The following is a 16,752-nucleotide window of genomic DNA, read 5'->3' as shown; positions in this document are numbered from 1 at the left end:
AATAAAATTATTCGTATCTCAATGCATCTATCGGCTTCAATCTCGCTGCTTTATAAGCTGGGTATACCCCAAATAAGATGCCTATACCTGCAGAGCTAAGAAACGAATATATGATCGGCGAGACCGTGAATTCAATGGTCATACGAGTTGTTGCTTCAATTATTTTAGACGCTCCTATGCCAGCAGCAACCCCAAGTATACCTCCCATTAGACCGAAAATGACTGCTTCGAACAGGAATTGAATCATAATATCTCTAGGCTTGGCGCCAATCGCTTTGCGAATACCGATTTCTCTTGTACGCTCTATAACGGAGACCATCATAATATTCATAATTCCGATTCCCCCTACCACGAGCGATATTGCGGCTACACCTCCCAGCAATTTGCTCATGATATCATCTACACCCAAAGCTGCACCTGCTGCTTCGGACAGACTCATAGTTTGAAATTGATCCGGTTCTGAGGGTTTTAGCTGATGCGTCACACGCAAGCTCCCCAATATATCTGAACGAGCTTGATCCATCAAAGCTGGTGACTTGGCGGAGACATCCAGGCTGGTGATATTTCTCTCACCCAGACGGTTCATCATGGTTGTAGCAGGGATGTAAATTTGATCATTTGTACTGCGGCTTAAATTCGTAACGGGCTGAGAATTCAATACTCCGATCACTTTGAAGGGGATCTGTTTAATTTGAAACGTTCGTCCCACCACGTTTTTGGTATCCCCACCAAAAAGACGTACAACCGCTTGGCTTTCCAGAATAGCAACATTCATACGTTTATCCAACTCATCGTTGGTAAATGTCCTGCCTTCAGCAAAGGAAAACTTTTTAACTTTATAAAATGAAGCGGATGTTCCTATAATAGTTGCATTATAGTTATATCGACCCCATACAACTTTTGAATTGCTCGAAATACTGGGCATTAATGCCGCAATCGAACTCTTTTGTTCCATTGCCTTGATATCAGCCCACGTAAAGGAGGGCAAGTTGTCCCCATTGACTTCTTCCTCGGTCATTGGCATGGCTGGAGCAACCATAATCACGTTATTCCCTAGACTATTTATTTCCTCCTTAATACTGGCTTTAGAACCGTTTCCGATTGCCATAATGGCAATAACCGCTGCCACCCCAATAATAATACCGAGTATCGTTAAAAATGAACGCATCTTGTTGGTGGTTAAGCTATTCATTGATACACGGATCGTTTCCATCACATTCATAGGCTTACCGTCCTTGATGAAATTCGTCTATTCGTAATTTGCTCATCCCGCTCAATATTGCCATCCCGAAAACTAATCAATCGTTTGGCATATTCAGCTATTTCCAGCTCATGAGTAACCAGAACTATAGTTTTTCCCAGCTCATTCAACCCTTGAAACAGTTCCATAATCTCAATACTCGTTTTCGTATCCAGTGCGCCCGTAGGTTCATCTGCCAGCAGAATAACAGGATTATTTACCAATGCACGTGCAATGGAGACACGCTGCTGCTGACCACCAGAAAGCTCGTTAGGCTTGTTATACATCCGTTCGGCAAGGCCAACGCTTCGTAGCGCCTCCACGGCTCGTTCCCGGCGTTCCTTGGCAGGTATACCTGCATACATCATAGGTAGCTCTACATTGGCTAATGCTGTAGTTCGGGGAAGTAAATAAAATTTTTGAAACACAAAACCTAGTTTCTGATTTCTAATCTCCGAAAGTTCGTTCTCACGAGCATCCAATATGGAATACCCATCCAGGTAGTATTTTCCGGTATCCGGATGATCCAGGCAACCAATGACATTCATCATGGTAGACTTGCCCGAACCAGAGGGTCCCATGATAGCAACAAACTCACCTTCGCTAATGGATAAATTCACGCTGCGCAGAGCCTGAATCTCCTGACCGCCTACTTCATACATTTTTTTCAGTTCTTTAATTTCGATCACCGTTTTATTGGATTGAGTTTCGCTCATTGTGCCTGCCCCCCTCCACTGCCATTCGGATCAGCACTGCTGTTCTGAGGAGGAATAACAATAGTTTCGCCTTCCTTGACACCAGACTTGATTTCGGCCTGATCCGCTGTATATACGCCTAGTTTCACCGGTCTAAATCCATAATCAGCAGGATTTGCCGCGTTCTTCGCCACATATACTCCATCTACACCACCTTCAGATCTCAATGCAAACAATGGCACAGACAGCGCGTCTTTGTGTTCAGCTAACAGAAGGGATACATCCATGTTCATCCCCGGTTGCAGCCTTATTTTTTGGCTATCCAAAGACAATTCAACTTTGTATGTAGTCACATTGGATTCCACAACTGGCTCTGGAGAAACAAAAAGAACTTCTCCTTTGAATTGCTTGTCCGGAAATGAATTGGTATGCATTGTAGCCTGAAGTCCGGTCTTCAATTTGGCGATATCACTTTCGTTAACCTTGGCACTAACCTTCATGACCCCTGTATTGGAGTTATTCATTATGATAAAAGGTGCAGTAGGACTGGTGCCCACATCGCCGTTGACCTTCAAAACAATCCCATCCCACGGCGCCGTAACCTGTAATTTATTCAGAACACTTTTCTTTTGCTCCAATTCTGTTTCGGCCTGCTGTAAAGAAGCCTGTGCAGATTGAATGTTGGAAGCTTCAGGCGGGGACTGTGCTGCCTTTAATTGAATTAAAGCGGTTTTATAACCCATTTCAGCATCTTCAATAGCCTGGTTTTGTCTGATCTGTGCCTTCTTGTATTGAAGCTCGGCATTACTCATATCCAATTTTGCCTTATCCAAGCTTTGCTTGGCCGTCGCCAGGTCACTTTCTGCGGCCGCATCATTCTGAACTAGATAAGTCTGGTCATCATAATCCTTCTGGGCTTTATCCAAGGTCACCTTGGCAACCTCTTTTTGTGCAGCGGCTTCCTCTGACTCCGTCCCGTCCTTGGCTGTTTTAATCGCCATCTGTGTCTTTAGGACATTTGCCTTCTGGAGCTCAATATCAATTTGCTTTGGTCCACGCTTGGCTTCCTCTAGCTTGGCCCTTGCAATCGCAACATTGGACTGGGCATCTTTAATTTGTAATTTGGCATCTGAATCATCTAAACGAGCTAAAACCTGGCCCGCCTTAACACTATCTCCTGCTTTGACATTGACCGCAATGAGCTTGGCACCCTCGACATTTGTAAAATTAATATTCACTTCCTTGGAAGCCTGAACGGTCCCAGTCACGGCAAGCGATTCGGTTATATTGGTTTTTTTCACCTGAACAATCTGATTCGCAGGACCCTCCACGGGCTTTTCCTGCCCCCTATTCATATAAACAGTACCACCGATTCCCACTATAATGATCAAGGCCAGAATACCTATGATCACTTTTAATCTTCTTTTTTTTCTTAATATTTGCAATGCATCTTTTTTTACTGTTTCCGGCAATGTCATATCCCCTTAAATATATTTTTTTAAATCCTATACACTCCACGGTTTGTTTAAAGCATGTTGTAACTGTGTCATTTGAACAATCAATTCATCCATATTCCGTTCTATTTGCTTCACTTTTAACTGATTAGTAGCGACCTCCGTACCTGTGGCAAATCCCCGTTCCTTTTTTTTACGAGAAATGTTTAATACTTTATTAGCGTTCTGCAGATTACTTTGCAGTTGTTCGTATTGCTCATCATTTTGCTGTAAATTAAAGTACATACTCTTCAATGTTTCTGCCAATTGGTCTTTGGTATTTTCCAGTCCACCTTGTGCTGAATCTACATCGATCTGTTTAATTTCATAATCATCATTCCCTGAGTTCCACGTGTAATATTTAACTTCCATCTTTGCCAGCTTGACAGCCTCCTCCTGTCTCCATACCGAAGGACTCGCCGAAATGGCACGTGTCACAAGCGTATCCAAATTCGTGCTATCCATTTTTCGGTAAACAGGTCGATCCACCAGTTCATAGACCGTACCTTGCGGTTGCCCCATTTGGGTATTTAGTGAATCCATCGCTTTTTGCAACGCAGCTTTTGCAATCTCTATATTTTTTTGTGCTTCTATACGAGTCTGAATAATGCTGCTTTGATCACTTGGAGAAATTTTCCCACGGTTGGCTTTTGCCTCAGCAGCTTTTTCCTCCAATAATGCAAGCGAAAGTGCATCCTCACTGCTCTTCACCTTGTTATCAGCCAGAAGTACCTCATAATAGTTCTTCATTGTAGTGTAGTCTGTCTGATCTTGGGCAAGCTCGATTTGCTTCTTGGATTCCAGATAAGAAACCGTCGATGAGGCATACCCCTTCCATGCTGAACTACTGGCCGCATCCTCTTCTCCATTACCTGTACCTGCGGGAATGAAGTCCAGATTCTTACCTGCATTTTTCAAGTTAATCCGATTGCGATCTATCGTTTGCTGGGCCTCCTTCAAGCTAAAGCTATTGGATCGCGCCCATTGCTGGGCTTGACTCAATGTTAGTTTCACACTTGCATTGGAAGCCAATTGCTGCCCCTCTGCTTGAACAAAGGACCCTGAAAAAGAACTGGTTGATAAGGCCAACAGCAATAAAATGAACATACGTTTTTTCATAGAACCCCCTCTTTCTATTTTTAAATAATTGTACAAACACATTCTTATATGAATTATCTATTGTTCTCTTTTGAGCAACTACAAATGAATCATAGACACGTGCAGATTGCTTTCTGCTTTGGCTAAAAGTATTTCGGGATGAAACGATCTAGCAATGTAATCATATGTCAGGGTTTTCTCATAAAATGAGATATGAATGAGCGTCTCTCTTTACTCAGCAGAAACATGACGCTCGCCTCCTTTCAGAGTCAGGCGATTTCTATGATTAGGTTTATCTATAGCAATGAACCCATCATAATGATAAACTCTGAAGAACTTTAGAGGATTTTTCTAAAGAATTTCTTAACATTAGTTGGTAAGGGGTAGTCCCTCTCGCATCTTATTTATAGGGAATCTTATCAACAATTTACGTAATAAAAAGCCTCGCCAACTTTTTTGTTGGCAAGGCTTTTTGGGTTCTTCAATCAGATCAGCTTTCTGATTTTCATGCACTTCTTGCAAACTTCGAGTCTGAATAGTGTACATATCTTCAGGTTTTCTTTAGATATATCCTCGTAAAATCCTTAGATTTTTTCGTTACTATTTTTATATTGATATAAATAACAAAACGAGGAGATATGGCAATATGTTTTGGATTATTCCTTCCAGTTGTTCGGTATATCATCCCTTTATTTGTTGGGTACCCAAAAGGGAGAAATTAAATAATGGGGGAAAAACAGTTGAATATCAGTGAATGTCTACTTTTTTTGCAAGGATTTCTCACAAATCCACAACGAGTAGGAAGTGTTATACCTAGCTCCCGATTTCTAGCAGCTAAAATCGTTGAGTCTATACCATGGAATGAGGTAAAGGCAGTCGCAGAACTCGGGTCAGGTACAGGTGCTATTACACGTTTCATGAAGCCACATTTAACCGGATCAACAAGAGTGCTATTGTTCGAAAGGGATAAGAAAATGAGAGCTACTCTGAAGACAAAATACTCGGATTTCGCGTGTCATTCAAACGCTTGCCAATTAATCAAAAAATTGAATCAAGATGACATCGGCCAGCTTGATTGTATTATTAGCGGATTGCCATTTTTTAATTTTACGAGTGAAATGCGAGAAACCTTACTCAATCAGATTATTAAGGCACTAAAACCAGAAGGGATTTTTGTCGCTTATCAGTACTCACTTCAAATGAAAAAAAAATTTGCCGAAGATTTAATCATCGAAAAAATCGAGTTCGTACCTTTCAATTTCCCTCCAGCTTTTGTATATACCTGTCGCAAAAGGGGGGGGCAATAATCGGTATTAATAAACTTTTCGTAGCAATCATTGGGTTTGCCTTAATTATAGAATTTTAGTAGCCGTAATCATAAAAAGTAGGAAAGGAGCATCATGTAATGGATACAATACTTGTTGTAGGTGACGATACAGAGATTCGAGATGTCATTCACGTTTATTTGCGCAATGAAGGATACTTTGTCATAGAAGCTGCAAATGGTCTGGAAGCGTTAGATTTAATAAGATCAATCTCTTTCGAACTTGTCATCTTAGATATTAAGATGCCACAAATGGATGGCATTAATGCTTGCATTAAAATAAGGGAAATATCGAGCACCCCCATTATCATGCTATCGGGGGAGGAAGAAGATATTGGTAAAATTTCGGGTCTTACTCCCGGTGCGGACGATTACATGATAAAACCTTTTAATCCGTTAGAATTACTCGCTCGAGTAAAAGCTCATTTGCAGCGACAATCATTAATAGGAAAAGAAGAATTTAATTCTGTTATATTCATCAAAGATCTTGTGATCGATAAGAGTAAACATTCAGTTACATTGAAAGAAAATAACATTTCGCTGACCCCTCTTGAGTTTTCAATTCTAGAGTTGCTTGCAAGCCACCCTGGGCAAGTATTTAGCTTTGATAAGATTTACGAAAGCGTGTGGAAAGATCCTATTGGGTATTCCGATAATACCGTGATGGTCCATATTCGTAATTTACGAGAGAAATTAGAGGAGTTCCCCAGAGATCCTCAGTATATTAAAACGATTTGGGGAGTTGGTTATAAAATTGACTGAACATGTGCAAAAACCAAAACGAAAAAAAAGGATGATTCAGGTCAATATTTTAATCAGAATGATGCTAAGTCTCATTATCGCCACAACCATAAATAACATGCTCATTTTACTTTTACTGGATATTGGCCATGGCATGGAATCCGAGTGGCTCCTCAATTTCATTCCGTATATTTTCCCCCCCCTGTTTATGGTTAACTTTATTATTACTTTCCTAGCTTTAACTCGACGAATCGTAAGAGACTTAATTTCGTTGGAGCAGGGGCTTCAAATTATATCCGAGGGTAATTTAAGCTATCGAGTGCCTGTCATGCGAAATGATGAGCTTGGGAGGGTTGCGTTTAATATCAACTTGATGGCGGAACGTCTACAACAGCAGATCGAAAAGGAACGTGAACTAGAAATCTCCAAGTTGGAAATGATAACAGGCATATCACACGACTTGCGTACGCCACTTACAAGCATTATTGGCTATATAGAACTCTTAAGAACAAATTCATTTCAAAATAAAGATGAATATACGCGATTTGTTCAAAACACTTATAACAAAGCTATTCATTTAAAAAAATTGCTCGATGATTTGTTTGAATATACCCGACTTACTTCGGTCGATACCCGCCTGGACCTAAATAAAATCGATGTATTCCAGCTTCTAGATCAATTAATTTTTGAATTTGAACCGATCGCTCAAGAGAACGGTATCCATATTATTAAAGACTTAGGTAACTCTCCTATTATAACCGTTATTGACAGTAAAAAAATTGCCAGAGCAATCGATAATCTACTCATGAATGCCCTTAAGTACTCTGTAAAGCCAGGAACCGTACGTATTTTAATGAAGTTGGATAATAAGCAAATTAGTATTGAGATCGAAAATAAAGGGAATCCCCTCACACAAGAGCAAGAAAATAAACTCTTCAATCGTTTTTATAAAGTAGACCATTCAAGAAGTAGTGAAGGCATTCAAACGGGAGCAGGTCTGGGCCTTTCTATTGCTAGAAACATTATTGAGTTGCATGGAGGAACCTTAACGCTCATTCATATAAATAACATATTTAAATTTACTCTTACTTTGCCTTTCGAAGGAGTTCTGACCCGTTCCATTGGATCAGAAGAAGGCCACTCCGGCAACCTTGATGTATAAGTAAAAAAACTTAAGCCCCGAACAATACTTTGTCCCGGGCTTAAGTTTTGATTTTTAGTATCCAAATTAAACTTACTCTGTTTTTTAAGTATAATCCTCGAGAGTGCTGACAGATAATGTGTTTATGTAAAACAAAAAAGCCGCGCTTATCACGGCCGTACCATAATTAATGCTCATATATTTAGCCTGTTCATTATGCAGCTCTTTTCTCATCTACTCTCTGAAAACAATATCCCGTATATAATGCTTCAATGATAAATTCATTTAATGCCTCCAACATGTATGCAGGTGCATCCCTGTCAGCTCCAAACGTTTGCCCGCTATCATGAAGAACGATAACAGCTCCACCCCTTAGCTTGGACAGCAGCCTTTGCTTAATTTTTTGCTTGCCGCCAGAGCTCTTCCAGTCACCTACAATAACAGACCAAAGAATCATGCGAAATTGCTTCATCAGAAAAAAATCAAATAGGTTAATGACTCCCCACGGGGGCCGATAATAGAAGGCTTTCTCTCCAATAATACGATTAATGACATTGGCCGTTTTGTTTACCTGCTCGCGAACCCTCTTAGGACTCATTAAAGCATTTGACCAATGTACATAATTATGGATTCCGACAAGATGTCCTTCATTGTGCATCCGTTGGATTAAATCGGGATATTTCTCTGCTTTGCGACCAAGGACAAAAAAGGTACCCTTTATATTATATTTCTTTAATAAATCAAGCAAAAGAGGCGTAAATTCTGGGTCCGGACCGTCATCAAAAGTTAACGCAATGGGCTGCTCGCCCGTTCCCCTTTTATAAACTCCGATTCCAAATAGTCGGATTATAAGGGTCGGGATAATCGTGTATACGAGTAATGCACTAATGAGAATTATGAATGTCTGCTTCATGATCCTGCTCCTTTTTAACAGTAATAAATCCATGCTTGCCTTTTTTCTAGGAGCATATCTTTATTTCACTGGATCTATTATTCATTGCAATAGTTCCAAAAATAACTTCTAATGAAGCAAACGCGGACTCTTTAGGATGGAACTGTTTAGTATTTTCTATCATATGTTGAAGAAGTTTTGCATCATCTAGTAATTCCGATAGGCGCTCGGTTAGATCCCCAGATGTCTCTGCATGAATGGCTACCCCAGAACGAACTAAAAATTTGGCATTATCCTGTTCTTGACCAGGGATTGGTTTACAAAGTAGCATCGGCAGTTCCATAGCAATCGCCTCAAAAGTCGTGACTCCTCCTGGTTTGGTAATCATAATATCAGATATAGCCATTAACTCATGAACATAGTTAATATAACCTGTTAAATAGATGCGATGTTTGGAAATTTTCAGACTCTCATTCAATTTCATTCGAAGTTTTTCATTATGCCCACAAACAATGATGAATTGTACAGGCTGTGACAATAGATCAAATTTCTGAATAGTAGAGCTTCCATCGCCAATCATGCCGCAACCTCCTCCCATCACAAGCACAGTAGGCATATGAGGATCTAAACCATACTTCTTAGCTGTTTTCTCTCTTTCTATGGACTGAGAAAATTGCGGGCGAATGGGAATTCCCGTATCTGCAATCCGAGTCTCTTCAACACCTAATTGAATTAAAGAATCACGTACACTTCTGGAACCCACAATATATTGATCTGTATATGGATAAATCCATGAACTATGATCCGTGTGATCGGTAATGATAGTAACAGTATGAATATCGATTGAACCATATGATTTCAACTTCGACATCACGCCTGCCGCCAAAGGGAAGGTGCATACTACAATAGCAGGCTGTATTTCATTAATCAATTTCATCATTCGTCCGATTCCTGTAGAAAAAACGGTCTTTATGATATAGGATAGGGTGTTTTGTCTCCGCGTTTTCTGATATAGATATCCATAAACTTGAGGGAATGTTTTTACGGCTTGGAGATAAACATTTCGACTCAAATGATTCATATAAGGATGGACCCATTCCATAAAATCAATAATGACAGGTTCCATATGAGGAAATCGAATTTGCATCGCATCTTGTATCGCTTGGGCTACTTGAATGTGACCATCTCCATAATTTCCGGTAAGAATCAACATTTTTTCTTTCGTTCCTTTTTTCATGGAACACAGCTCTCCTTTTCAAAAAATCAAATCTCAGAAACGGTTAAGAATTACTTTCCTTTATGTTAAGAGAAATCGGCATAAACTGAAGGCACAGAAAGGATGCTTTCATATGCCAAAGAAACGATTCTTATTATTGATGATGAAATGAAATTCGGGAGTTGGTGGGAGTATATCTGACTATGACGATTTATATTTTTAAATCAGCATTTCGCCTTATGTGAAAATCGTTTGAGCTGCTAGAATATATAGCAACAGTGAAATCATAACTTTGTTGTATTTCCTTTAAATCTATCAAAAGTGAACTTGCGAACCTTCGGGCAAATCGAAAATGTATTTAAACATGTGTCGGGTCAGTTTAAAAAAAGGGGAAAATAAAGGCTGGTCTAGCTTTAGAAAAAAATATCCCGCTTGTAATCGATTTACAAACAGATTGATACAAGTTATTACAATGGCGAAACTGAGATATGCAATGACGAGACTGAAAACTAACGCCAAAAAAATCTCAAAGCAAACATTTCTTTTGCCGTTTATCAGTTTCAATTTTCTACCCAACTCCCCAAACGGTTTTTATATATCGCGGCTCTCTTGGGAGATCATCTATTTTCTCGTGTAAATTCAGAATTTGAACTACTACCGTATTATCTAAATCTCCTAAAGGTTGATTCCACACATCACGCTTTGCTCCTTTTCCGACTTTTAAGAATCATGAATATGACAATTCCTATGATTAAGGCAAGTCCCACATATATACCGTAGTGATAAATCATTGTCCCGATTGTTTCCACATGACCACCTGCAAATTGGCCAACTACAAAAAAGACAGACGTCCAAACAAGACCGGCTGTATAGGAATAAAGAATATAACGGCGAAATGACATTTTATTAATTCCGACTAAATAGGGAACAATATGCCTCACCACCGGAAAAAAGTAGCTAAAACTCAATGCAATATTTCCATATTTATTTAGAAGGTGTTCTGATGTTTGTATATGCTTCCCCAATTTTTTTTTATGGCGAAGTTTATCCAGCACCGGCGAACCGAAAAACCTGCCTAGAATATAACCAAGAGATAGCCCGGAGATAACTCGTAAATAAGTGATAATAAATGCTGGGAAATAATGGAGTAACCCTACTTTACTAACGGCTCCGCCGGTCATAACGACAACCTCGTCCGGTATTGGCATTCCAACAATTCGAGCCATAATGCAAAGAATAAAGCAGCATAACCAAACTGCGCAATCCAATGAATTAGTGTGTCATAACTCACTTAAATCCCCTCCTTCTTACGGCATGTATAAACAAAAGCAGGAGGAAAATTGAGGGGCACAAAATCGATTTTATCAATAGCAGATCGATTTACTCGCAGTTCGATAAAGCGTGTGATAGCTCCTGTGCCAGAACCGAATTCTGCAATTGTGCCCACATCATCCCATGACACAGATTGAACCATTTTACTCGCCAGAAACCGTGAACTGGGCAAAACACTTCCAACTCGCTTTGGATTTTTAATAAATCGTTGCAAGAACATTGCATACTGATTTGAAGTCAAATGACTCTCCCCCTTTCTTCTATTTTTTTCATTTGTTCACCAGCTTATGCAGTAAAGTTGGATAATTTCGACTTGAACCACTTGGTTGTGATAAAGGTGCCAACGGCTATCATTAGAGCAACCACGGCCAATTTAGGATCGATCAAATCTAGCAAAGCCAATATATAATGTCCAAGGAACTTGCCAAAGGTAAAGAACGTAGCGGTCCAAACAAACGCGCTGGAATACGAAATCAAAGCAAACTTCTTGTATGAGGTACCGTTTAGACCAACGAATACAGGCAAAATATACCGAATGACTGGTATGAAATGTCCAAGACACATTGCGATATCTCCGTGCTGTTCAAAAAATTTCTCTGCTTTCTGAAAGTGACGGTTGTTTTGAAACTTTAGTTTAAATTTTTCTCCAAAGATTCTGCCCGCAAAATAAGCAATTGTAATTGCTGTAAATAAGCCAGCGAGAATAACAATATATACAATCCACGGGTTTAAAGCTCCGTTGTTACTCAAAATTCCACCTGTTAGTATGGTTATTTCATTTGGAACCGGGACGCCGAATGGGCCTAGGCAGAAGGCTAAGAAAAAAAAGAGATATCCATAATGATCGACTAGCTGTAAGACGATATCACTAATCATGTTCTAACCTCCTCGTTAATGTCGATGAAAGTATATTATTATAAAAATCTTAGGAGCTTATAGGGATATTTCTAAAGAAATTCTGAAGTAATACAAAAACGCCTTTAATTCTCCCCTCCAAGCCATGGCTTGACATCTTAAACTGTTTTACGCCCAATGTAGGAAAGGTCTGATCAGCTTTTAACCAAGCTAATCAGACCTCAACTTTATCCTAACACTTTGGTAATTCTACTTCTTTAGCACTGATGGAAATTGAAAAAGAGAGAATTCACTCTCCTATTCCCGCTCGTACTAGTGAAACCATAGCTTCACATACAAGTAGAAGAAAATACACGATCTCATAAACATCCCCCTCCCCAACATTATGAAGGGATACAAATTAGAGTCGCACTAGGTCTTTCTATAGCCATAAATATCATTGAGTTGCGTGGCGGAACAGTTTGCCCTTATAAAAAAGCCTTACCGACTTGGTTGGTAAGGCTTTTTGGGTTGGATGATATAGATTTTAAACCTTCTATAGATGAATCTTTAGATTTTCTTTAGAAATATACTCATTAATTCCTTAGTTTTTTTCATTATGATTTCTGTATCGAAACAATAAAGAGGTGCAGAAATAGAGGAGATTGGGCCATGTGCATCGGTATGTTCTTCCCAATCGTACGATATTTTCTCCTTATGTCTTCACTTCAATTTTCTCATTTTTAATCGTTCCGGTATCCATTCGTTTCGATAAAAGAAATAAATTTGTTAATTTTTGTGCCATATTCAGCATTGTTCCTGACAATAAAAACAGTAATGGAGGAAAATCAGTTGAAACTTAATGAATACCTTTTATTTTTGCAAAGCTTTATTCACAGCCCAAAAAATGTAGGCAGTGTTATACCAAGCTCTCGGTTTCTAGCGACCAAAATGGTTAAACAAGCCCCCTGGAACGAGATTAAGGCAGTCGCAGAACTCGGATCGGGTACAGGTGCCATCACCCGCTTTATCAACGCCCAGGTGAGTGAACCCACGAAAGTGTTATTGTTTGAGATGAATGAGACTATGAGGAATAATTTACAGACAGAATACCCAGACTTCTCCTGTCATCCGAACGCTGCTCAGTTACTAGAAGCAATGAAGAAAGAGAACATTCATCAGCTGGATTGTATTTTTAGCGGACTACCTTTTTTTAATTTTGAGCGTGAATTGAGAGATACCTTGGTTGAACAGATCTATAAAGCACTCAAACCTGGAGGCTTGTTTATCGCCTTTCAATATTCGCTTCAAATGAAAAAGCAGCTTTCCGAAAAATTTATCATTGAAAAAATTGATTTAGCACCTTTCAATATCCCTCCCGCTTTCGTTTACGTCTGTCGCAAAAAGGAAACAATTTAAATGATGATGACACTTTCATTCACTCCATTAAATGTTTCGCTTATGCCTATGTAGAAAAAGTGAAGACTTTACCTTATTATCAAGATATCTATACTAGTTGCGTAATTTCAGGTACCTTAAATACCTTAATTCTACCCAGTCAAAAAAGAAGGAGCAGTCAGTAATGAATACCATTCTTGTCGTGGATGATGATTCCGAGATTCGGGATGTCATTCATGTATATCTACGTAATGAAGGATACCATGTGATTGAAGCAGCCGATGGTGAAGAAGCCCTGGATGCCATAAAGACAACACCGATTCAACTGGTTATCTTGGATGTCATGATGCCACGAATGGATGGAATCAGAGCATGCCTTAAAATAAGGGAAATATCGAATACTCCGATTATCATGCTGTCAGCCAAGGAAGAAGATATTGATAAAATTAACGGACTGACTACCGGGGCCGATGACTACATGATCAAACCGTTCAATCCATTAGAATTGCTTGCTCGTGTAAAAGCGCAGCTACGTCGTCAAACATTAATAGGAAAAGAAGAATTTAATTCCCTTATTCTTATTAAAGACCTGATCATCGATAAGAGTAAACATTCCGTAAAGTTAAAGGGCAACGAAATTTCGTTGACTCCTCTGGAGTTTGCTATTCTGGTCTTGCTTGCCAGCCATCCTGGGCAGGTTTTTAGTTCGGAGCACATTTACGAAAATGTATGGAAGGCGCCATATGGATTTTCTGATAATACCGTAATGGTTCATATTCGTAATTTACGAGAAAAATTAGAGCAGTTCCCAAGAGATCCTCAGTATATTAAAACGGTGTGGGGAGTTGGCTATAAAATTGAATGAACATGTACAAAAGTCAAAACGAAAAAAACGGATTCAAGTCAACATTTTAATCAGAATGGTGCTAAGTTTTATTATCGCCATTGCTATAAATGATATTCTCATTTTACTTTTCTTGAAAATTAGCAGTACTATGGAATGGCATTGGTTTCGCAATTTTTTTCCTTATCTTCTTACCCCCTTGTTTATGGTAACGTTTATTTTTACTTTTTTAGTTTTGACACGGCGAATCGTTAGAGACTTAATTACATTGGAGCAAGGGCTTCAGATTATTTCCGAAGGTAATTTAAAATATCGGGTACCTGTTGTTCGGCAAGATGAACTTGGACGGGTTGCGCTCAACATCAATCGAATGACAGAACGTTTAGAGCAACAGATTGTAAAAGAACGTGAAATAGAGAAGTCCAAGATGGAGTTGATCACAGGTATTTCACATGACTTGCGCACGCCTCTGACAAGCATTATCGGCTATATCGAGCTTTTAAGAACAGACTCATATCAGGATAAAGATGAATATACGCGCTTTGTTCAAAACACCTATAACAAAGCGATTCATTTGAAGAAGTTGCTCGATGACTTGTTCGAATATACTCGGCTCACTTCAGTCGATACCCACTTAAATCTGAGAAGGATCAATTTATTTCAACTCTTGGATCAATTGCTGTTCGAGTTCGAACCCATTGCTCAAGAAAACGGTGTATATATCGTAAAAGATATCGGTGACTCCCCAGTGGTTACCTCCATTGATAGCGATAAAATTGCTAGAGCAATCGATAATCTTCTCATGAACGCTTTAAAGTATTCCTTGAAGCCGGGAGGCATTTGCATTCGACTGAAAACGAGTCATGAGCAAATTACGATTGAGGTCGAAAATAAAGGAGCTCCCCTCACGCAAGATCAAGAGGAGAAGCTATTTGATCGTTTTTATAAGGTTGACCATTCAAGAAGTAGCGAAGGTATTCAAACAGGAGCAGGACTGGGTCTTTCCATCGCTAGGAATATTGTTGAGTTACATCAAGGCACCCTAACGCTCAATCATAGTCATAACGTATTTACATTCCAATTGAATTTACCTTTTGAAAACAACTCAAGTAGCTAACCGCAGTCCTTAAAGAATATTTATACAGTGGCGGATTATTATGATTTTACATCTTAATAAATCCATTTACAGCGACTCAGGATATTCCTATTTCATAACCATTTCCTCAATATACTGAATGTCGCATATAACGTGCTTAAATGATCAATTTTCTTTTTCAAAGAATTATCTCTAATAATCTGTCCATCTTTAGTCCATTGTCCATATATTTGAACTAACCGCCCTGTAGTTCGTGAGAGTTCAAGAAGAAGTGCTGTCTTCAGATGCTCTTTTTGAACTAAAGTTAGGTTATTATCCATTTTTATTTTATTAAATTCTTCTATCAAATCTCTTACTAGTTCATTATTCACTTCTTTCAATGAAGCCATTGTCTTCTCCAAGAGCTTCACGTTTCCTTTTTATCTCTTGATACCCTGGAACTAAACATACTTCGGTTTGGACATCTTTGTACTCTAATTCAGCAGATTTATAGATTGATTTTCCGCAAATAGTTAAAAGGTAGCTCAATTTATCTAAGTTTGGTTTCGCTAAATTCTTTTTCCCATTAAGTTGACCCTTGTGAACATAGTCCTTAAGCGAATCAATTATATCCACCATTAAACCGATAAACTCTTCCTTCTGATCTTCCTTAAAATTTTTTTACTCTCTCAATTAAATTGTCATAATAAACTGACAATTGGTTCTCGTTCGAGATATTTGAGACAAGTGTATTTATAAGTAACGAAAGATGCGATACGCAACAATTAGCAATAATAAGAATTTATAACAGTTTGAACTCTTCTGTCATCTAGTGAATTCAAACTATCTATTATTGGTTTAATATTAGTAGGTAATGGAACAAAGTAATCACCCCCTTCATCATATTCTTCGTAATCGAGTTCAGTTCCGTTAACGTCTTCTTTTCTAATTGTTGATTCTTCCTCTTCAATGTTATAAACCAGTTTACCAATTGCAGGTACAGGTATTATATCCTCTTCGTCTGTAATCGTTCTAACTTTATAAATTCCATTATCGTGCTTTATTACTTTTATTTGTTGTTCTAAGGCTTCCAAGGTATCTAGTGTCACGGGAGCCGCACAGTCTTCGTGCCATCATACGATATTAAAAAACCTAATGAGGTGAGCCTATTGTTCGTTCAATTAACCGTGAGTGAGATAATGATCTGAAAACAAAAAAACTGGCACAAAAAATATCTCGATGGATAAGCCTTGAAAAAACAGCATCATTTTATGATAAATCTAAATGGGATTTATGCAGGAAATGCAGGGTATAAAGAGAGTCTTAAAAATCTCAATTCAGCTTATTCGACCCCTTTTACAAAAAAAACTACCAAGCAGATTTGGATGGTAGTCTGTTGTGTTTTGTCGATTTTCCAATAAATTGAAAT

General features: G+C 38.8%; 17 protein-coding genes and 2 pseudogenes. 6 read left to right on the top strand and 13 right to left on the bottom strand.

Features of this window, described 5'->3' with window-relative positions; translation table 11 throughout:
- Nucleotides 1-7: 7 nt before the first annotated feature.
- Genes MHB54_RS16875 through MHB54_RS16860 form a run of 4 tightly spaced genes read right to left on the bottom strand, consistent with a single transcriptional unit; the run spans nt 8 to nt 4,547 of the window.
- On the bottom strand, nt 8-1,222 hold the full coding sequence (locus tag MHB54_RS16875) for an ABC transporter permease (protein WP_076295691.1): 1,215 nt from the start codon (nt 1,220-1,222) through the stop codon (nt 8-10).
- The gene (locus MHB54_RS16870) at nt 1,219-1,956 is read right to left on the bottom strand and encodes an ABC transporter ATP-binding protein (RefSeq protein WP_023990444.1); all 738 of its coding nucleotides are present in this window, start codon (nt 1,954-1,956) and stop codon (nt 1,219-1,221) included. Before MHB54_RS16870 ends, MHB54_RS16875 begins: the two co-directional genes overlap by 4 nt.
- Nucleotides 1,953-3,407 (bottom strand): efflux RND transporter periplasmic adaptor subunit, encoded by a 1,455-nt coding sequence (locus MHB54_RS16865; protein ID WP_264454493.1) that lies wholly within the window; start codon nt 3,405-3,407, stop codon nt 1,953-1,955. Before MHB54_RS16865 ends, MHB54_RS16870 begins: the two co-directional genes overlap by 4 nt.
- Before the next feature lie 33 nt (nt 3,408-3,440).
- Nucleotides 3,441-4,547, bottom strand: a complete 1,107-nt coding sequence (locus MHB54_RS16860; RefSeq protein ID WP_053326155.1) for a TolC family protein — start codon at nt 4,545-4,547, stop codon at nt 3,441-3,443.
- Nucleotides 4,548-5,251: 704 nt separating this feature from the next.
- Between MHB54_RS16860 and MHB54_RS16855 the strand changes: the two genes are divergently transcribed.
- The 3 genes from MHB54_RS16855 to MHB54_RS16845 all read left to right on the top strand — a co-directional run bounded on the left by MHB54_RS16855 (nt 5,252) and on the right by MHB54_RS16845 (nt 7,753).
- Complete coding sequence (locus MHB54_RS16855; protein WP_264454492.1) at nt 5,252-5,833, top strand: class I SAM-dependent methyltransferase; 582 nt, start codon at nt 5,252-5,254, stop codon at nt 5,831-5,833.
- A 98-nt stretch (nt 5,834-5,931) separates the two neighbouring features.
- Complete coding sequence (locus MHB54_RS16850) at nt 5,932-6,612, top strand: response regulator transcription factor (protein ID WP_023990449.1); 681 nt, start codon at nt 5,932-5,934, stop codon at nt 6,610-6,612.
- Nucleotides 6,605-7,753 carry a sensor histidine kinase gene (locus MHB54_RS16845; RefSeq protein ID WP_075154804.1) on the top strand — a complete coding sequence of 383 codons (1,149 nt, stop codon included), beginning with the start codon at nt 6,605-6,607 and terminating at the stop codon, nt 7,751-7,753. Before MHB54_RS16850 ends, MHB54_RS16845 begins: the two co-directional genes overlap by 8 nt.
- 193 nt (nt 7,754-7,946) lie before the next feature.
- On the opposite strand, the gene MHB54_RS16840 is transcribed toward MHB54_RS16845, so the two are convergent.
- The 6 genes and pseudogenes from MHB54_RS16840 to MHB54_RS16815 form a co-directional block, all read right to left on the bottom strand.
- Nucleotides 7,947-8,645, bottom strand: a complete 699-nt coding sequence (locus MHB54_RS16840; RefSeq protein WP_023990451.1) for a polysaccharide deacetylase family protein — start codon at nt 8,643-8,645, stop codon at nt 7,947-7,949.
- 46 nt (nt 8,646-8,691) lie between these two features.
- Complete coding sequence (locus MHB54_RS16835; RefSeq protein ID WP_023990452.1) at nt 8,692-9,861, bottom strand: MGDG synthase family glycosyltransferase; 1,170 nt, start codon at nt 9,859-9,861, stop codon at nt 8,692-8,694.
- A gap of 547 nt (nt 9,862-10,408) precedes the next feature.
- A pseudogene (locus MHB54_RS16830) lies at nt 10,409-10,534 on the bottom strand (winged helix-turn-helix domain-containing protein); the annotation flags it as partial.
- Nucleotide 10,535: 1 nt separating this feature from the next.
- Nucleotides 10,536-11,131 (bottom strand): annotated as a pseudogene (locus MHB54_RS16825) (DedA family protein).
- Nucleotides 11,132-11,413, bottom strand: a complete 282-nt coding sequence (locus MHB54_RS16820; protein ID WP_075154805.1) for a hypothetical protein — start codon at nt 11,411-11,413, stop codon at nt 11,132-11,134. It abuts the pseudogene before it with no gap.
- Nucleotides 11,414-11,457: 44 nt separating this feature from the next.
- A complete protein-coding gene (locus MHB54_RS16815; RefSeq protein ID WP_023990456.1) occupies nt 11,458-12,048 on the bottom strand; it encodes a DedA family protein in 591 nt (196 codons plus the stop codon).
- Between the two features lie 810 nt (nt 12,049-12,858).
- On the opposite strand from MHB54_RS16815, the gene MHB54_RS16810 reads away from it, so the two are divergent.
- From MHB54_RS16810 to MHB54_RS16800, 3 genes are all read left to right on the top strand, one after another.
- Entirely contained in the window at nt 12,859-13,425 is a 567-nt protein-coding gene (locus tag MHB54_RS16810) for a class I SAM-dependent methyltransferase (RefSeq protein WP_081391272.1), read from the top strand.
- Nucleotides 13,426-13,588: 163 nt separating this feature from the next.
- The gene (locus MHB54_RS16805) at nt 13,589-14,269 is read left to right on the top strand and encodes a response regulator transcription factor (RefSeq protein WP_023990458.1); all 681 of its coding nucleotides are present in this window, start codon (nt 13,589-13,591) and stop codon (nt 14,267-14,269) included.
- The gene (locus MHB54_RS16800) at nt 14,262-15,365 is read left to right on the top strand and encodes a sensor histidine kinase (RefSeq protein ID WP_264454491.1); all 1,104 of its coding nucleotides are present in this window, start codon (nt 14,262-14,264) and stop codon (nt 15,363-15,365) included. The genes MHB54_RS16805 and MHB54_RS16800 overlap by 8 nt, the downstream gene beginning before the upstream one ends.
- Nucleotides 15,366-15,457: 92 nt before the next feature.
- Here MHB54_RS16800 and MHB54_RS16795 read toward each other — a convergent pair whose 3' ends face one another.
- The 3 genes from MHB54_RS16795 to MHB54_RS16785 all read right to left on the bottom strand — a co-directional run bounded on the left by MHB54_RS16795 (nt 15,458) and on the right by MHB54_RS16785 (nt 16,432).
- Nucleotides 15,458-15,733 carry a hypothetical protein gene (locus MHB54_RS16795; RefSeq protein ID WP_023990460.1) on the bottom strand — a complete coding sequence of 92 codons (276 nt, stop codon included), beginning with the start codon at nt 15,731-15,733 and terminating at the stop codon, nt 15,458-15,460.
- Nucleotides 15,708-15,962: a hypothetical protein gene (locus MHB54_RS16790; protein ID WP_071558199.1), complete on the bottom strand. Its 255-nt coding sequence runs from the start codon at nt 15,960-15,962 to the stop codon at nt 15,708-15,710. Before MHB54_RS16790 ends, MHB54_RS16795 begins: the two co-directional genes overlap by 26 nt.
- Nucleotides 15,963-16,108: 146 nt before the next feature.
- Nucleotides 16,109-16,432, bottom strand: a complete 324-nt coding sequence (locus tag MHB54_RS16785) for a hypothetical protein (protein ID WP_264454490.1) — start codon at nt 16,430-16,432, stop codon at nt 16,109-16,111.
- Nucleotides 16,433-16,752 lie beyond the last annotated feature (320 nt).

It is taken from the genome of Paenibacillus sp. FSL M7-0802 (assembly GCF_038004945.1).
Taxonomy (GTDB): Bacteria; Bacillota; Bacilli; order Paenibacillales; family Paenibacillaceae; genus Paenibacillus; species Paenibacillus polymyxa_B.
Note: the sequence above shows the minus strand (reverse complement) of the source record. Positions and strands in the feature narration are given on the sequence as shown.

What these genes read in the sequence shown, in the direction of transcription:
- MHB54_RS16860 (WP_053326155.1), bottom strand. Translation starts at nt 4,547, where the DNA reads ATGAAAAAACGTATGTTCATTTTATTGCTGTTGGCCTTATCAACCAGT.
- MHB54_RS16875 (WP_076295691.1), bottom strand. Translation starts at nt 1,222, where the DNA reads ATGAATGTGATGGAAACGATCCGTGTATCAATGAATAGCTTAACCACC.
- MHB54_RS16855 (WP_264454492.1), top strand. Translation starts at nt 5,252, where the DNA reads ATGGGGGAAAAACAGTTGAATATCAGTGAATGTCTACTTTTTTTGCAA.
- MHB54_RS16840 (WP_023990451.1), bottom strand. Translation starts at nt 8,645, where the DNA reads ATGAAGCAGACATTCATAATTCTCATTAGTGCATTACTCGTATACACG.
- MHB54_RS16795 (WP_023990460.1), bottom strand. Translation starts at nt 15,733, where the DNA reads ATGGCTTCATTGAAAGAAGTGAATAATGAACTAGTAAGAGATTTGATA.
- MHB54_RS16870 (WP_023990444.1), bottom strand. Translation starts at nt 1,956, where the DNA reads ATGAGCGAAACTCAATCCAATAAAACGGTGATCGAAATTAAAGAACTG.
- MHB54_RS16790 (WP_071558199.1), bottom strand. Translation starts at nt 15,962, where the DNA reads ATGGTGGATATAATTGATTCGCTTAAGGACTATGTTCACAAGGGTCAA.
- MHB54_RS16805 (WP_023990458.1), top strand. Translation starts at nt 13,589, where the DNA reads ATGAATACCATTCTTGTCGTGGATGATGATTCCGAGATTCGGGATGTC.
- MHB54_RS16850 (WP_023990449.1), top strand. Translation starts at nt 5,932, where the DNA reads ATGGATACAATACTTGTTGTAGGTGACGATACAGAGATTCGAGATGTC.
- MHB54_RS16815 (WP_023990456.1), bottom strand. Translation starts at nt 12,048, where the DNA reads ATGATTAGTGATATCGTCTTACAGCTAGTCGATCATTATGGATATCTC.
- MHB54_RS16835 (WP_023990452.1), bottom strand. Translation starts at nt 9,861, where the DNA reads ATGAAAAAAGGAACGAAAGAAAAAATGTTGATTCTTACCGGAAATTAT.